Raw genomic sequence first — 14994 nt, 5'->3', positions numbered from 1 at the left:
TGCCGAAAAACGCGGGGAAACATTGGCCAACGGTTAAAAGAAATGCCCGCGACAAGGCCGCACAAAGGCGACGTCGCGGGCGTGTTGGCTGGTTGGGTTGATAGATGGGTTGATTTGCGGGCGCGGCTAACGTGCAAAAAGCAATTGCTCTAATTACGAAAAAATTGCTCGAACAAATTGACGAGCGTCTTCAAGTTCCGGGTCGTCGCTCAGGCTTTTTTCGATCACCGAGATGACCCAGTTTGGTCCGTGACCACCAACACTACGGCACCATCCTTCGAGTTCACCGATAGGAACTATGTGCAATCCTTGGCTCTTCAATTGGCTTAATAACTCTTGGCACGCTCGCGTTGCATCGCCGGATGGAACAAAGCTCATTCCCTGATCTTTTGCGGTCGACCACGCCGTCGATTTTCGCAGCAGCCCTTGAATTTCTTTGACGGCAGATCTTGGGAAATACTGCTCCTCAATTTTATCAAGCACACTCGCCACCCTCTGCTTCAATTCTGACGCCTGCATTTCCGGACGCTTTTGCTCAATAGCTGCTTTAGCTATCCGCCAATTCGATTCGGCTGCACCCCAATCGCCTCCAAGTGATCCAAAAATCCTTCCAATCAATTCAGAGTCTATTGCGTCAAAGTCAGCGATCACAGAAACCTTTACGTTCAAACGTCGAAGAGCGCTTACCAACGTTGGCAGGCGATCTTTGCCCCCTGAGTTCGCAAACATCACATCGGCATTTTGCAGAACTCCGCTCTCAACCATGGCATCGCGGACGGCGGAATAGAATCGACAGTCTCCATCGCTCTCGCATACAACAACATGCAGGTGAAATATTCCATCGAGTACATTCGAGTATCGTAGCAATGGATCATTCCAAAGCGACCGGATCTCTGATTGATTCAATTGCGAGACTACGTTTAGTCCTCCTTCCCGTTGTAGGCGAATCACCCGAACTCGCTGACTACCCGCGTCAAGTATTCCTCGCAGGATGTCGCCGCTATGCGTCGCAAGAAATATTTGTCTCATTGACAACTCTTGTTCAACCAAAAATCGAGCAAGCAATCTTGCCTGCGGAGGGTGTAGAAACGCCTCAGGCTCATCAATCAAAACACACGAGTGATCAACTAGAAAGGCATGAAGTAGGATGCCGACAAACGCTCGCATTCCATCACCTTGCGAATCCAAGGTCGGTAGTTTTTCAAGCCGTTCAAGATAGCTGACCGAAACACGATCCTCGCCTGCCAGCAATTCCGGTCGAGTTCCACAGTGCAACGGGACCTCGCTGCCTGCGTTTCTGTGAACAATGAGATCTTGCCCGAAGGCTTGGCGGAAAATTTCACTTATTCGCCTTTCAACTGTGTCGTCAGCCTGCATGTAGTGGATCGGATGCGAAAGTGCGTCCGTCGTCAATCGAATGTTCGGAGCTGGTTTGGCTGCACCTAAGCGTGCTTCGGTTGTTAATCGGTAGAAAAAGAATGGTGTTAAGTTACGGAGACCATTGACTGGATCATTCCAATAACTCGTTGCTTGGCTGTGGTTAACGGATTGGCCGAGCCGTGTGTAAGTTGGATTGGCGGGGTTGTTTTTATCCTGTTGCTTCCTGCACGTCCCAGACAACCATGACTCAAGCCGATCGACCTCGCCGGCTCTCTCGACTTCAATACCTGTCAAAATCACGGATTCAGATCGCGGCGATTGGACTTTTGACTCAATCTCCCTGAGTGTCGCGCTCTTGCCCATGTTGTTAGGGCCGACGATCACAACGACATCGTCGGGATTCAAATCGATAGTCGTGCCATCGTTAAACGAAATTGATTTCACAAACGCATGGGGACTCTTGTTGCCTGCTTCGAGGTTGGGGCTCAGCTGAGATTCGTTCATGGCGTCGTTCTAGTAGTACTGCTCGATGTAGCCATAGGCACGGTCGAACAACTCTTGGTCGCCGTGGAGTTTGTATTTCAGAAGTGTGCTTCGGAGTGCTTTCTTGACTTCGCGTTGGCCAGCACTGGTGTCTTGCCAACCGTCGAAGCGGACGATTCGCACGATGTCGTCGATGTCGGCGACGATCTTCTCGACGACGATCGGCGTCTCGTCGTTGCGAATCTCCTCGAACAATTCCGTGAGTGCTGCTTTGCCTTGGTCTTGGACGACTTCGGGTGGCGTTGCCTTTTCGGCTTGGACGACGTCTTGGGCCAGACGCAAAATCTCTTTGAGGAACTTGCGGCTATCGTCGAGGCCTTGGTCGTGCCGTTCTTTTAGCTTTTCAAGACGCTCGCCTAGTTCGACGAACTTCGGATCGCCTGCGTGCTTGCGGAGGCGGGCGACCAATTGCAACGCGATCTTTCGTGCTCGGCCTTTCGCCTCTTCGACGGCTTCGATTAAGTCGGCGTCCATGACCAAAGCGTCGAGGTCGTCGGTGACGCTTTCCAAATGCGTATTATCGTGGATTAGCTCAATCGTCTTGGCACCGAGAGCGTGCCAAAGCAGGCGACCGTTTCCGCTGGCCGGTTTCACCGATTCATAAACTTGGCCCAGCCAACGATAGTCGGTTTCGTGAGGCGACAGGCAGGCATCGGGTGAGAGGGCTTCCCAAAGGCGGGCTAGCACCGAGAACTCCGCAGCGAACTTGTCTCGGGTTTCGTTGTCGGGCAAACAGTCCTGGGCCAGCAGCAATCCTTCGTAGCCGTCGAGTGTGCGATCAACGTTTGGGAAGAACGCCAAGCACACCTTTACCTTCTCGGGCAATTCGGCTTTCAGTTCGTCGAGGTTCGTGATGACCGACTGAACCGCTTTCTCATCGAAGGCGAGAGCCTTGGCGACGTCGTCAAAGATGCCGATGTAGTCGACAATCAAACCGTGCGACTTGCCATCGGCGACACGGTTCGTGCGGCAGATCGTTTGCAGCAGGTTGTGATCCTTCATCGGCTTGTCGAGGTACTGGGTCTGCAAGATCGGCGCGTCGAATCCCGTTAGCAACTTTGACGTCACGATGAGCAGTTTCAGCGGATCGGCCGGATCGCGAAATCGGTCGAGCAGCTTTTCTTCAGCGTCACGATCTAGGCGATAGTTGTCGTAGTCCGTCTCGCCGGAATTGACCGACATCACGACGGCCGACATATCGGGGTCTTCGGTGATCCGGTCAATTGCTTTCTTGTAGAGGTCGCAGCACTGGCGATCGAACGTGACCACCATTCCTTTGAAACCGTTCGGGTCGACCTTCGCTTGAAAGTGGTTGACGATGTGCTCGCAGATGCCGTCGACCCTTTCCGGAGATTTAACCAGCACCGCCATCTTTGCCGCTCGCTTGCCCAGGTCGTCGCGGTCTTGTTCGCTTAGCTCGCCGGTGATCTTGGCGTAAGCTTCGTCGATGGCGGCCTGGTCGATTCGCAGTTTGACATCGGGAGCCTCGAAGTGCAGCGGAAGCGTCGCGCCGTCGCGAATCGACTCTTGAAACGAGTACCGAGTCAGGTAGCCCGATTTGTCTTCGTCGGCACCGAAGGCGTAGAACGTATTCTTGTCCGCTCGATTGATTGGCGTGCCCGTCAAACCGAACAGAAACGTATTGGGCAGGGCTTCCCGCATCTTGCGTCCGAGGTCGCCTTCTTGCGTGCGGTGGGCTTCGTCTACCAGAGCGATAATGTTGTCGCGAGCGTTCAGTTCGCCGTCAGCCTCGCCAAACTTGTGGATCGTCGTGATGATGATTTTGCGAACGTCCTTGGCCAGCAGTTGCTGCAACTCGCTGCGGCTTTCGGCCTTGATCATATTCGGCACATCAGCCGCGTTGAACGTCGCGGTGATTTGCGTGTCCAAGTCGATCCGGTCAACGACGATCAACACCGTTGGGTTGCCTAGCTTCGGATGCATCCGAAGCTTTTGAGCGGTGAAGACCATCAGCAGCGATTTACCGCTGCCCTGGAAATGCCAAACGAGTCCCTTTTTGATCCGTCCATCGATCACACGCTGGACGATCAGATTCGTTCCTTCGTATTGCTGGTAGCGACAGATAATCTTGATGCGTCGGTGTTTCTTGTCCGTTGCGAAGACCGTAAAGTTTTGCAAGATGTCCAGTACAACTTCCGGTCGCAGCATGCTTTCAACCGTCTTGCGAACGTCGGCCAGTGATCCCTTTTCAAGCGCGGCATCGGTCTTGGGCAAGCCACTCTTGGCAAAGTCTTCAGGCTTTTCGTGAACGCCACTTGCTTGATCCGGTTGCGAGTCCACTCGCCATGGTCCCCAGATGGTCAGCGGCATGCGGATTGAACCGTAACGATAAGCACGTCCGTCGCTGGCGAAGCTAAAAATGTTCGGCACGAACATCGCCGGAACGCTTTGTTCATAGTCGTCGTGAATTTGGCTGGCACCATCGACCCAGGTCACTGCAGGTCGCACAGGCGTCTTGGCCTCGCCGACCACGACTGGCAAGCCGTTGATCAGCAGGACAATATCAAAACGCTTTTCCAGTTTGCCAACCTTGTACGTCCACTGGTTGCAAACGATCAGTTCGTTGTTGGCCGGATCGTCGAAGTCGACCAATCGCACCGTAGTGTGTTCGCCGCGAGCACCAAACGGCATCGTCTTGTCGTTCCGCATCCACTGAGTGAGTGCTTCGTTCGAGCGAGCTAAGCCGTCGTTTTGGACAGCCAGTGGGATCGCTCGCAGTTTGTAGATCACTTCGTCGGCGCGATCGGGCTGAGCGGCGATTTCCGGGTTGAGTCGGATGAGCGCATCGCGAAGTTTCGATTCAACGAAAACTTCTGCAGACTGTCGAGCCAATAGCGGTCCCGCCACGAAGTGCCAGCCAAGGCCCTGGCAGGCATCAAGGATCATCTGCTCGACAGTGTTAGCTTCGTTAAATGGCACGATCATGTCCTAAAAAGCAACTCATTAGCTAACGACTTCTGAAGCTCCACGCATTGTTTAAGGTGAGTCCTCTGCTCCGCGATAGTGGCTTCAATTGCGTCAAGCACGTTCGAAATTGATTCTTGCTCTGGAATCGTTGTGTAAGGAACGAGGAATTGTCGCAAGTAGTGGATGGAAATCTCTTTCCGAGTTGAACCCACAACAAACCGATTCATATACGCCTGATACCGATTTGATCGCATTAGATGAAGCAAAAATCTTGGAAGCAATTTCTCGCCACATCGGATGCGCGCTAAATCTCGCGTGATATTTCCAAGAAAATGCTCAGCGACAATATCGACTGCGCCTACGGTAGCCTTGATCGATAAAAGAATGTCAGCTGGCTCGACTCGGCAATTCGCATACGGCTCTTCAATTTTTGGATCTGTAAGATGCACATTTTGAACTTGGTCACCGCCAAGGTCAGTGATAGTAAGGGTTGGAACACCCCCTTCAAAAAAATCTTTCGGCTGAACGATGCCATATCGGATTGGCGCTGATTCATTACGAAGACTCTCCAGTGTTTCGGTAGACCAGTGCTTTGGCACCTTGCCGAGATATCGCACATCTCGAGTTGAGCGACTTTCGCCCCACCCAAATCTGAAGAAGTTGGAAACGGCAATGTTGTAGACACGCTCCGAATCAGTGATCGCCTTGCGAAAAGATTCACACACTGCGTCAACGCTGTTTAGGACCGCTGCGATTCTTTGCTGCTCTGATATTGCAGGAAGCTCAAATTCATACTTCGCAATGTCTTTCCAGTTGATGTACGGATTAACTGAGCCCTTCGACTCACGAACCGAATGGTCCGTGAAATCGTCTGTGAGCATAAGGAACGGCAGTAAATCCGGTGAGAGTCTTGTCGGATCGCTCACCTCAAGCACGAATGTTGTGTTTGCACAGATACCTTCAAAGTCGGCAATGGCAACCTTTTTCAGATACGTTCGTCGAGAACCGTAGAGAACTTGTCCTTTCCTGAATCGCCGATGAAAAGCTGGACCCAAGTAGTCATCGGAAATCTCTCCCCAACGACGCAGTCGAAAGTCTTCCGATTTCATGTGTTCGCCACCGATGTATCTGTCTAACGTCGAAGTGTCGCGATCGACAGATTCCGTAAGATTCGTGACCACGTCACCAAACATTACAGGTGTCCACTTGCCGTTTCCGATTGCTCTTTTGCTAACCAAGACCGCACTCCTTGAGCTTGCCCATTAGCTCGCCCATCGAAACTCGAACCGTCTTTGAAGATGCAATCCAGTTGGTTATGTGCGTATCTGCGTTGTCATTGCTACCATTTGATGCTGATTGCTTTCCTTCCTCCGGCGTGACGTAATAGTGCAGTCGCAAATCCCAATTGTTATTTTTTACTTCGCCCAATGATGCGACCTTTGCAAGATGCTCGACATTGCAAAAAGCTTGGTAGGTATCGGTAATTCTTTGTAGGTGTCCCAATGTCAAAAAACTCTGTGCACGCTCTCGCGTGACCTCATTAACGGCATTTACGAACAGGATTTTCCCTCTTCGTTCTTTCGGTTTCTTGGTTCTGCAGATGACTACACACGCTTCCATTGGCGAATTGTAAAAGAGGTTGGGACCCAATCCGATTACGCAGTCGATTAGATCCGTTTCGACGAGTTTCCTTCTCATGTCCTGTTCCTGGTCACGAAAAAGAACCCCATGAGGAAACAAAATTGCGCACCGTCCAGATTTCGATTTCATGCTCAATACAATGTGCTGCCAGAACGCAAAGTCAGCACAGGCTTGCGGCGGAGTACCGTAGATGTTGCGACCCCAGGGATCAGAAGCAAATGCATCGCGATCCCATTGCTTGATCGAGTAAGGCGGATTTGCCAGCACGACGTCGAATTGCTGTAGCTTGTCACCTTCAACGAACTTGGGATCAGACAGCGTGTCTCCGCGAAGAATTTTAAAATCTTCGACGCCGTGTAAGAAGCAGTTCATCCTGGCAATGGCCGAGGTCATCATATTTCGCTCCTGACCGAACAAACCGACGTTGCGCCATTCCTTTTTCTGACGCTGAAGGTGTGCAATGCTGGATAGCAACATGCCGCCACTGCCACACGTCGGGTCGTAAATCGTCTCGCCCGGCTTCGGCTGAAGCAACTCGGTCATCAAATGTACAACAGTGCGGTTCGTGTAAAACTCCGCAGCCGTATGACCGGAGTCGTCCGCGAACTTCTTAATCAGGAACTCGTAGCCGACACCAAGTTCGTCCTCAGGGCAGTTTGTGAGCGAGAGCGTCCGCGAACTGAAATGCTCAATCATCTCCTTTAGCGTTCGATCGGGTAAACGATCCTTGTTCGTCCACTGGGCGTCGCCAAAAATGCCATACAACTTTTCCGTGTTGGCCGACTCGATCTTCCTCGTCGCGTCTTGAATCGCCTTGCCGACGTTCTTGCCTGTCTCACGAACAACGTTCCAGTGGGCATCGTTGGGGATCACAAAACGATGGTTCTCCGCAAATGACGCGTAGTCCTCGTCGCCATCGGACTCGGCCATCGCCGTCTCATGCTCTTCGTCGTAAACATCGCACATGCGTTTAAAAAACAGCAATGGGAAGATGTACTGTTTGTAGTCGCCCGCATCAATGAACCCCCGAAGCAACGTCGCCGCGCCCCAGAGGTAAGATTCGAGTTGCGATTGGGTGAGGTGAGTCATATCAAACGATGTCCATCGCAGGTGCAGGCTGTAGACGTTGTCCACGCGGTGGTTCAGGCACCGCACCAAATTCAGGTTTCAGGAAGTAGGTAGCTCCGCATCGGCAGGTCACCGGGTTTCTTTGGTTTCCACCGACACCTCGATACACAAACAGAATTGGATGATCGCATTTTTCGCATTTCCAAGCTGCATTGTTTCCGAAAGACATGACGTCAGTTGGACTGCCATTTCGGTCAAACACGCATCCCGTGAGTGTCCATCCCATCACTGCGACTCCAGTAATTTGTTCTGCACCAAAAGTACTTTCAGCTTGTCTTCGGCCGCATACGCAGCATCAAGGCTCGTTTTTAAATTGGCGATCGCTTCGGCGACTGTGATCGTTTCCTCTTGAATCATTGTTTCGATATAGCGCGGAATATTTAAATTCCAATCGTTCTCTTTGATTTCGTCAGTCGCAACCAGGCGTGCGACACCTTCGACGTTCGTACCTTTGCGATACCACTCGTAGATGCGATCGACGTGTTCGGGCATCAATTCGTTTTGCGTTTGTCCTTTTCTAAATTCCTTCGATGCATCAATAATCAAAATGTGTTTCTTCCGATTCCGAGGCTTCGTTTTGCGAAAGACCATGATGCAGGCGGCTAGCCCAGTGCCATAAAACAAATTTGCCCCGAGACCGATTACGGCTTCAAGAATGTCCATGCTCAGTATCTTCTTCCTGATGGTGGCTTCCTTCCCCATTCGAAAGAGCGCGCCATGTGGAAGAACGACAGCCATGCGTCCTTTACGCGGTGACATCGACTGCACCATGTGCTGCACCCACGCAAAGTCGCCGCTCTTAGCTGGAGGCAAGCCCGCGAAGTTTCGCCCGTAGGAATCGCTTTCCCAGACGTCCTCGCCCCACTTCTGAAGCGAAAATGGCGGATTAGCAATCACGCAGTCGAATTTGGAAAGTGCGTCGCCAGAGTGGAACGCTGGAAAACGCAGCGTGTCGCCGCGAACAATTTTAAAATCTTCGACCCCGTGCAAGAAGCAGTTCATCCGCGCGATCGACGAAGTGGTCAGATTTTTTTCTTGCCCAAATATCTTTCCCCACAGCGTACGGACGTTGCCACCGTCCTCTTTTACTTGCTGGATCGCCTCGATGAGCATCCCGCCCGTCCCACAGGCAGGATCGTAAATTGTATCGCCTTCTTTCGGACCAAGAATACGAACCATCAGATTGACAACGGCTCGCGGAGTATAAAACTCACCTGCTTTCTTGTTGGTCGCGTCGGCGAATTTCTTGATTAGGTATTCGTAGGCACCACCGAGCATGTCCGCCCTGGCGGCATCGTTGCCGAGTGGTAACAGCGAGAAGTGCTCCATGAGGTTACAGAGCAGTTCATCGGAGAGGCGATCTTTGTTGGTCCATTGGGCGTCGCCAAAGATGCCGTAAAGCGAACCGGGATTGGCTTTCTCGATTTCACGCATCGCCCGCTGAAGTGCTTTGCCGACGTTGGATGTCTTCTGGCGAACGTCGTCCCAGTGGCATCCCTCGGGAACTTGGAAGCGGTGGTTCTCCGGAAATAGAGCGTATTGCTGGTCGCCGTCGGACTCATCGAGGGCGTTCTGCATTTCCTCGTCGTACACATCGGAAATACGTTTGAAGAAAAGCAGCGGGAAGATGTATGTCTTGAAATCGGCAGCATCGACCGGCCCGCGAAGGATGTTCGCGGACTCCCAAAGGTGATTGCACAGCGTTTTGAGTTCGAGGTCGTTGTCAGTCACAGATGTCGATCATTTAGGTTTCGGTTTGTTCGGATTCGTCTGTCCGGTTGGTTCCAACCAGCGATCAATCACATCGCGCTTGAATCTCCAGTGCTTGCCGACCTTCTGGCCAGGCACCTTTCCTTCTTGCACGAGTTTGTAGAGCGTCGATTTGGAGACCTTTAAATAGATCGCCAGTTCGTCGATCGTCAGCACTTCATCGTGTTGGGCTTGCATGGCGTTGCCATTGTTTTGGTGAGCGTAGTTTGCCCCTGTGACACGTTGGGTCACGAGCTAGCATTGTGTGCGTTACTAACAGTTGCTGTCAATTAGTGGTGTGACAAAAAGTATGGCCGGCCGCCTTTCGACGGTCGGCCATGCTTATGACTGAATCTGCTTCGGGGTTCACGGTTCAAGCAATCGGTCTTCGATATCGGACAAGCGTTTTTGCAACGCGTTGACCGTGTTATCGGCGGGCTCGAACTTATCTCGCAGGTCGGCCAGGATGGCTTCGTGCGTTTCGGCTTGCTCGGTGTAGCGGTTTGCTTCGTTCTTGAACGGCGTCGCCTCGGCTTTCTCTTTGTCTTGCCGCATCCAGCTTTCGCGTTTGTCCATTTCCTCGGCGAGGGACGCTCGCGTGTGGTCGGCCGCGCTGAGTTCTTCGACGACCGAATCGTATTCGGCGACGAGTTCGCGGTCCTCGCAGGTGTTGCGTAGTTCCATGCGGGCCTGCGTGGCTCGTTTGCGGATCGCGTTGATATCGTTTCGCCGAATGTAGAGCGGCGACATTTCTTCTTCGTGCTTGGCGGCTGTTGCGGCGAAGGCGTTCTCGGCACCATCGATTTGCTTGGCGAGTTTGGTCGCTTCGCTGTCAAGCGGCGCGATCGCGTCGTACTCGTCACGCAGGCTTCGACGGCGGGCCAGTAGTTCGGCGTCGTGGCGTAGTTCGTCGAGCGTCCGTTCGTTGTCGGCCAGCACGGTGGCGATCTTGTCGGCGTCCGGTTCTTTGCCGTCGCAGATACTGGCGACCAATCGCCGGTAGTCGGACCACTTGGTGATCCGTCGCTGGCGTTGGCGGTTGGTGATCGTTTCAAGTAGTGATGTCAAATTCATCGTGGCTCCTTTGCCTTTCGGGGTGGGCGTTGATCCAAGAACGTTTGTCGGCTTCGTAGATGGCCTTGAAACCGGGCGAGACGGGTTGCGAGCAGATCTGCCGGAACGACGCGGCGCACAACGCGTCCGCTTCGGGCTTGATCGCTTGCGCGTACTTGGCGGCCGGAGTCATGCCGAACCGCTCGGGGCTGTAGACTTCGTCCGCTCGGATGTCGTAGCCGAGACCGGCCGCACGATGGCGCAGGTGGTACGCGATCCGCATGAACCGGGATTCATGCGTCGTCCAGGGTGGCGTCGAACCGTCGCCATCCTCGTCGCGATAAACGGCGTCGGCGATTCGGATGCCTTCGGCGCGGATGTACTGCTGGTTGTACGGACGCGGTTGGAACAGCGAGGGGCGTTCAAGAATGTGGGCCAGTTCATGCAGCGTGGTCCCAAGCAGCTTGTTGTACGTTCGCTGCGGGAAGTCTCGCTCGATGTTGAGATTGCCCAACACAATCACTGGCCCACGAATACCCTCCCAGTCGGCGAACGTATGGTGCAGGTGCATATCGAGGCTTGGCGACGTGTAGCCGTAGCAAACCGTGTTGGCACCAAGCATCGGTGGTAGGTTGGTTTGCGGGACAACCCAGAGCGGCGAACCGGATAGCTCAGCGGGCGCGACGCGGTAACAGAGGTCTTTGGCATCGGCGATAAGGCGGTCAATATCCATCGGTTTCTTTCTCCGTGATGATGGGCTCGCCAGCGCGAACCTTGGCTTCGAGTTGTTTAAGCCATCGCCATTCCCAAAGGGGGACCATGACGACGGATCGGTCGCGGTATCGCTGGATCACGACCGGTCGTTCGGTTTCGGCAACGTGCTGGTAATAAAACCCAAGCGAATCACGCACATGCGTGATCGGAACGGCAAAGTTTTCGAGATCGTCTTCGTCCATGAATTGGCCCACCGTTCGGACATGTACAACAATCAAACTCTGCCTATAAGCGTGGCTGTTCCCGCTGGCGTGACGGGAGAACCGATTTCGCTCGGAGTACCTAGAACATTTCTGGAGGTTTGATATGGCTCGGAAACGTAAGCTGCGTCGGCGGACGGTCTATTCAACGACGTGTGGCTTTAACGATGGCTCGGTCGTGGCTTGCGGTCCCGAACGGAAACCGTCGGCAAAGAAAATCAAAGAGGATGGAATCCACATTTGTCCCGATGGCGTTTTTCGGGAAGACATATATTCGCCAACCGAGTGGGAATCCTGGAACGTGGAACTCCGACGTGAAATGTGTGAAATTCTGGCGAACCGCATCAATACCCGTCGCGCCATCCGTGAATTGGTACTGCCCGAAATCGCTGCCCTCGCCGATACGCTCCAACGAATCGAGAAACGGCTAGACGCTATCGAGCGTTCATTTGGCAACGGTGAGGCCTCGTAGCTTGGCCGCACGGCCGCACACGTTCGCCTGTGTCGCGTTTGGTTTGATTGTTTGCGTTCTCGTTCGCTCGTTCGTCCTCCCGCGTTTGCACGCATACAAAACCCTGGCCCCTGGGGCGTGGCTCGTGCACGCACCCAGGGGGTACTAGGGGGTGTGTGCGCGCACGGGCGGAAGCGTTTAGCCGGTTGGTTCGGGCGGGGTTTCGGGTTGCAGTTGGGTTGAATATTGGATGGGTTTGTTGGGTGCGAACCGCCAACGGTGGGCCAGACCGGTGGCCTCGGCCTGCTTGAGCAAGGTACTCGCCCGACGTTCGGACAGCCCTGCCTTTTTCGCCTCAGTCGTGATCACCACGGTCGGTTTCGGTTCAACACCCACAAACGCATCCGCGAACCGCTCAGCGGTCCACTCCGGCACGTCGGCCGGTTTGTCTGGCTTGGTCTTTCGGCGTCTGGATTCGTTTCGCAGGTTGGTTGGGTCGAGTTCCATTTCCACATCCCACACAGGGAAGTTCCATCGCAAGCAGACCGGATCGACGGGCGGCCGGGAACGGACAGCAGCGCCGAGCACGATCGCTCCGTCTTGTTCATGCGGCCGAAGCACCAGGTGCGAATCGGACGCCCGAGCTTGGCTACCAGCGCCCGCTCCAACGTCGGTGATTGATTTGAAGGACTGGTTGCCCTTGCTGGTGTGGTGGATCAACACGAAAGCCGAACCGAGCATTTCGGCGTAGCGATCAATCGTGTTGTAAACGCTCGCCATCGCAGCGTTGTCGTTTTCGTCGGAGTCAGCAGGTAGCATCCGGTAGAACGCGTCGATGACAATCATCTTGAAACGGTTTTCATAGACGTGATCGAAGTACTGCCCGAGCGAACGGATGTCTTTGAGGTTGCCACGAAGGTTGGAGACGAACAAATGGTCGGCGACGTCGTCGGGCGTGATGCCGCGAGCGTCCATCACTTTCGGGATCCGGTTCGCCGAAGTCGTCGGGTGGAGTTCGTTGTCGATGATGAGCACATCGCCCGGTTCGGTTTCGTACTGACCGAGCCACGGACGTCCGGTAGCCACGGCCAATGCCATCTCGCTGGCCAACCAGGACTTGCCGACCTTCGGTGGCGCGATGACGTTCATCGTTTCGCCGGCACGAAGTAGCCCATGAATGATTGGCGGTTTGAGCAGTGGAAAACGGTCGAGCAATCGGCGTAGGCTCCGCGGCCGGATGTCTGCAGCCCGAGGAAGCGAGTCGTAGGTCAGTTCCCATGATTGGCGGATCTCGTCGAGGCGGTCTTGTGTATTGGCGTCAATGTCTTCGTGCGGCCTTGGCGGAACGATGATCTGGTCGGGACGCAGCAACCCTTTGCACCAACGTTGCACGCGAGCGTTCCAACCGGGCATCGCAACGGTTCGGATCGTTTGCGTGTCGAAACCTTCGCGACTGAAATGCCGCCAACCCTCAATAGCGATCCAAACCGCCTGCGCCTGCCCGCGAGCTTTCGACGCTTCGATTGGATGGTCCGGCCGAAATACACAAACGCCATGGTCCGCACCGACAACGGCTTTCGTACGCAAGCGTCCCCTGGCCAACATCAGTTCGCGAAACAACGTCCGGTTGGGCCGCGTCCAAGCCGGAACGCTCATCGCGGTCTTCGCAAACCAATCGCGATACACCTTCTCTGCTTCCACCGCCAACCTCGTTCGCGGGAAGCAGGGTCCGTCGTTGTAGATGCGGGGCGGCTGATTGGATCCATCCATTGCCACGTTTGCGTTCTCTCTTTTCCGCGCTAGCAGGGTGCTTGCAGATTCTGCATGAGTGGCCGAGCGAGGTCGCTCATATTAGAATTGCGTTTCGCTTCCAATACCAAGAAATCTCAATACACATGTTCGACCATTCCGACCGACCGTACTTCAGTTCTTCAATTATTGATCTTGAATCCATTGCCGAGACGCACTGGGCGGATTGCACAGTGTTGATCCACGTAACACTTGAACTTTTCCACAGGAAAACGCAGCGTGCAATTGCGCTCCGCACCAGTCTGCTGCAACGAATATCAGAATTGATCGCTCAAGGCTTTCCATGGCCCTCGACCGAAGCGGAACCAAGCTCATCTGATGCTTCTGTGTTTATTGACGCACCGAGTACAGGACTCCTCGGCTATCTTGGTTATCGCGTTGGTGCATCTGGTCTCGAAACCGACGATCGATTGTCACTTCTAGATACCGTTTACACACATCGCCTTCCCCCAATCAACTCTTTGGAATACATGTCCGAATGGGGTGGCTCAGAGACATCAACGCGTCTGAGAAAGATGGCTGATTCAATTGCGGCGTTCGTCCGAAACAGCAAACGTCGAACGAATCGTCCCCAAGCTGCAATTGATGATTGGGAAGCCGACCTGCAATACCTGTACACCAAGTTCTATTTAGGGCGATATGACTTCTACTGGCCCAACACGGATTAACATTGCCAGTCGTTTTCTATCTTTCCTCGCCTGAACTGGTCATTCGCGTCGCTGCTCGATTGTTCCCCTTCCGCCTCCACCGCCAACGTCGTTCGCGGGAAACATGGTCCGTCGTTGTAGATGCGGGTTGGCTGGTTCGGTGTGCTATTTGACATCGTCTTGCACCGACTCCTTCTCCGCATCTCTGCCAGAGTCGATCTTTGTCTTTTCATGCACGTCGATCAGCACGGCCGCCCAGGTGTCGGCTACGTGCTCGGGGAGATCGATACTGCCGTCATCGCCAACTCCGCTCGCGTCGACCTGGGCGTCGGCGGCCAAACGCTTGATGGCATTGTTTGGGGAAGACGCGGTGTTCGCGTTCGACATGCTTTTTGAATTCATTCAAAACTTTTGGAGCCTATCCGTTGGCGTGGTCGTTCTCTGGCAATAGCCAACCCCGACGGGGAACATGGAGCAGCAGTCCGAGTTTCCCTGCCCGATGCAAATGCGTTTTCACCGTTCCGTAGTTCCGCGCCAAACGGTCCGCCACATCCTTCGTCCGAACCAGCGTCTGCCCGTCAAACATCTCCCGAACCGTTGCCGCGACTTTCTCCGGTTCGGTCAACGGCCGGTCCAGATCCGCTTCGGTGAACTCAAGCAGATACTGCATAGTTCTGCTCACGCAACTAAG

Annotated in this window: 14 protein-coding genes; 2 read left to right on the top strand and 12 right to left on the bottom strand. The window is 54.0% G+C overall.

Features of this window, described 5'->3' with window-relative positions; genetic code table 11:
* Positions 1 to 153 precede the first annotated feature (153 nt).
* The 9 genes from SH410x_RS26775 to SH410x_RS26735 form a co-directional block, all read right to left on the bottom strand.
* Positions 154 to 1884 carry an ATP-dependent nuclease gene (locus SH410x_RS26775; protein ID WP_473672426.1) on the bottom strand — a complete coding sequence of 577 codons (1731 nt, stop codon included), beginning with the start codon at positions 1882 to 1884 and terminating at the stop codon, positions 154 to 156.
* Between the two features lie 9 nt (positions 1885 to 1893).
* The gene (locus SH410x_RS26770) at positions 1894 to 4869 is read right to left on the bottom strand and encodes a type I restriction endonuclease subunit R (protein WP_473672424.1); all 2976 of its coding nucleotides are present in this window, start codon (positions 4867 to 4869) and stop codon (positions 1894 to 1896) included.
* Positions 4866 to 6089, bottom strand: a complete 1224-nt coding sequence (locus SH410x_RS26765) for a restriction endonuclease subunit S (protein ID WP_473672422.1) — start codon at positions 6087 to 6089, stop codon at positions 4866 to 4868. The genes SH410x_RS26770 and SH410x_RS26765 overlap by 4 nt, the downstream gene beginning before the upstream one ends.
* Positions 6082 to 7626 carry a type I restriction-modification system subunit M gene (locus SH410x_RS26760; RefSeq protein ID WP_473672420.1) on the bottom strand — a complete coding sequence of 515 codons (1545 nt, stop codon included), beginning with the start codon at positions 7624 to 7626 and terminating at the stop codon, positions 6082 to 6084. Before SH410x_RS26760 ends, SH410x_RS26765 begins: the two co-directional genes overlap by 8 nt.
* A 219-nt stretch (positions 7627 to 7845) precedes the next feature.
* Positions 7846 to 9351 carry a type I restriction-modification system subunit M gene (locus SH410x_RS26755; protein ID WP_473672418.1) on the bottom strand — a complete coding sequence of 502 codons (1506 nt, stop codon included), beginning with the start codon at positions 9349 to 9351 and terminating at the stop codon, positions 7846 to 7848.
* A 9-nt stretch (positions 9352 to 9360) separates the two neighbouring features.
* Positions 9361 to 9621, bottom strand: coding sequence for a helix-turn-helix domain-containing protein (locus SH410x_RS26750; protein WP_473672416.1), 261 nt, complete (start codon positions 9619 to 9621; stop codon positions 9361 to 9363).
* Between the two features lie 114 nt (positions 9622 to 9735).
* Positions 9736 to 10443 carry a hypothetical protein gene (locus SH410x_RS26745; RefSeq protein WP_473672414.1) on the bottom strand — a complete coding sequence of 236 codons (708 nt, stop codon included), beginning with the start codon at positions 10441 to 10443 and terminating at the stop codon, positions 9736 to 9738.
* On the bottom strand, positions 10421 to 11155 hold the full coding sequence (locus tag SH410x_RS26740) for a hypothetical protein (protein ID WP_473672412.1): 735 nt from the start codon (positions 11153 to 11155) through the stop codon (positions 10421 to 10423). Before SH410x_RS26740 ends, SH410x_RS26745 begins: the two co-directional genes overlap by 23 nt.
* Positions 11145 to 11378 (bottom strand): hypothetical protein, encoded by a 234-nt coding sequence (locus tag SH410x_RS26735; protein ID WP_473672410.1) that lies wholly within the window; start codon positions 11376 to 11378, stop codon positions 11145 to 11147. Before SH410x_RS26735 ends, SH410x_RS26740 begins: the two co-directional genes overlap by 11 nt.
* Before the next feature lie 124 nt (positions 11379 to 11502).
* Here SH410x_RS26735 and SH410x_RS26730 point away from each other — a divergent pair, with 124 nt between their 5' ends.
* On the top strand, positions 11503 to 11868 hold the full coding sequence (locus tag SH410x_RS26730) for a hypothetical protein (RefSeq protein ID WP_473672408.1): 366 nt from the start codon (positions 11503 to 11505) through the stop codon (positions 11866 to 11868).
* 177 nt (positions 11869 to 12045) lie between these two features.
* Here the strand turns inward: SH410x_RS26730 and SH410x_RS26725 are convergent, their stop codons facing one another.
* Positions 12046 to 13617, bottom strand: coding sequence for an AAA family ATPase (locus tag SH410x_RS26725; protein WP_473672406.1), 1572 nt, complete (start codon positions 13615 to 13617; stop codon positions 12046 to 12048).
* Positions 13618 to 13742: 125 nt separating this feature from the next.
* Here SH410x_RS26725 and SH410x_RS26720 point away from each other — a divergent pair, with 125 nt between their 5' ends.
* A complete protein-coding gene (locus tag SH410x_RS26720) occupies positions 13743 to 14324 on the top strand; it encodes a hypothetical protein (RefSeq protein ID WP_473672404.1) in 582 nt (193 codons plus the stop codon).
* A 144-nt stretch (positions 14325 to 14468) separates the two neighbouring features.
* Here SH410x_RS26720 and SH410x_RS26715 read toward each other — a convergent pair whose 3' ends face one another.
* Positions 14469 to 14690, bottom strand: a complete 222-nt coding sequence (locus SH410x_RS26715) for a hypothetical protein (protein WP_473672402.1) — start codon at positions 14688 to 14690, stop codon at positions 14469 to 14471.
* 31 nt (positions 14691 to 14721) lie between these two features.
* Complete coding sequence (locus SH410x_RS26710) at positions 14722 to 14973, bottom strand: hypothetical protein (protein ID WP_473672401.1); 252 nt, start codon at positions 14971 to 14973, stop codon at positions 14722 to 14724.
* Positions 14974 to 14994 lie beyond the last annotated feature (21 nt).

This window comes from Rhodopirellula sp. SH410 (genome assembly GCF_055811895.1).
The sequence above is the reverse complement of the archived record's forward strand: the minus strand, read 5'-3'. Positions and strand labels throughout refer to the sequence as shown.

Coding starts and splice junctions, on each gene's coding strand:
- SH410x_RS26710 (WP_473672401.1), bottom strand. CDS start 14,973: ATGCAGTATCTGCTTGAGTTCACCGAAGCGGATCTGGACCGGCCGTTG.
- SH410x_RS26745 (WP_473672414.1), bottom strand. CDS start 10,443: ATGAATTTGACATCACTACTTGAAACGATCACCAACCGCCAACGCCAG.
- SH410x_RS26720 (WP_473672404.1), top strand. CDS start 13,743: ATGTTCGACCATTCCGACCGACCGTACTTCAGTTCTTCAATTATTGAT.
- SH410x_RS26730 (WP_473672408.1), top strand. CDS start 11,503: ATGGCTCGGAAACGTAAGCTGCGTCGGCGGACGGTCTATTCAACGACG.
- SH410x_RS26740 (WP_473672412.1), bottom strand. CDS start 11,155: ATGGATATTGACCGCCTTATCGCCGATGCCAAAGACCTCTGTTACCGC.
- SH410x_RS26725 (WP_473672406.1), bottom strand. CDS start 13,617: ATGGATGGATCCAATCAGCCGCCCCGCATCTACAACGACGGACCCTGC.
- SH410x_RS26775 (WP_473672426.1), bottom strand. CDS start 1,884: ATGAACGAATCTCAGCTGAGCCCCAACCTCGAAGCAGGCAACAAGAGT.
- SH410x_RS26735 (WP_473672410.1), bottom strand. CDS start 11,378: ATGGACGAAGACGATCTCGAAAACTTTGCCGTTCCGATCACGCATGTG.
- SH410x_RS26715 (WP_473672402.1), bottom strand. CDS start 14,690: ATGTCGAACGCGAACACCGCGTCTTCCCCAAACAATGCCATCAAGCGT.
- SH410x_RS26770 (WP_473672424.1), bottom strand. CDS start 4,869: ATGATCGTGCCATTTAACGAAGCTAACACTGTCGAGCAGATGATCCTT.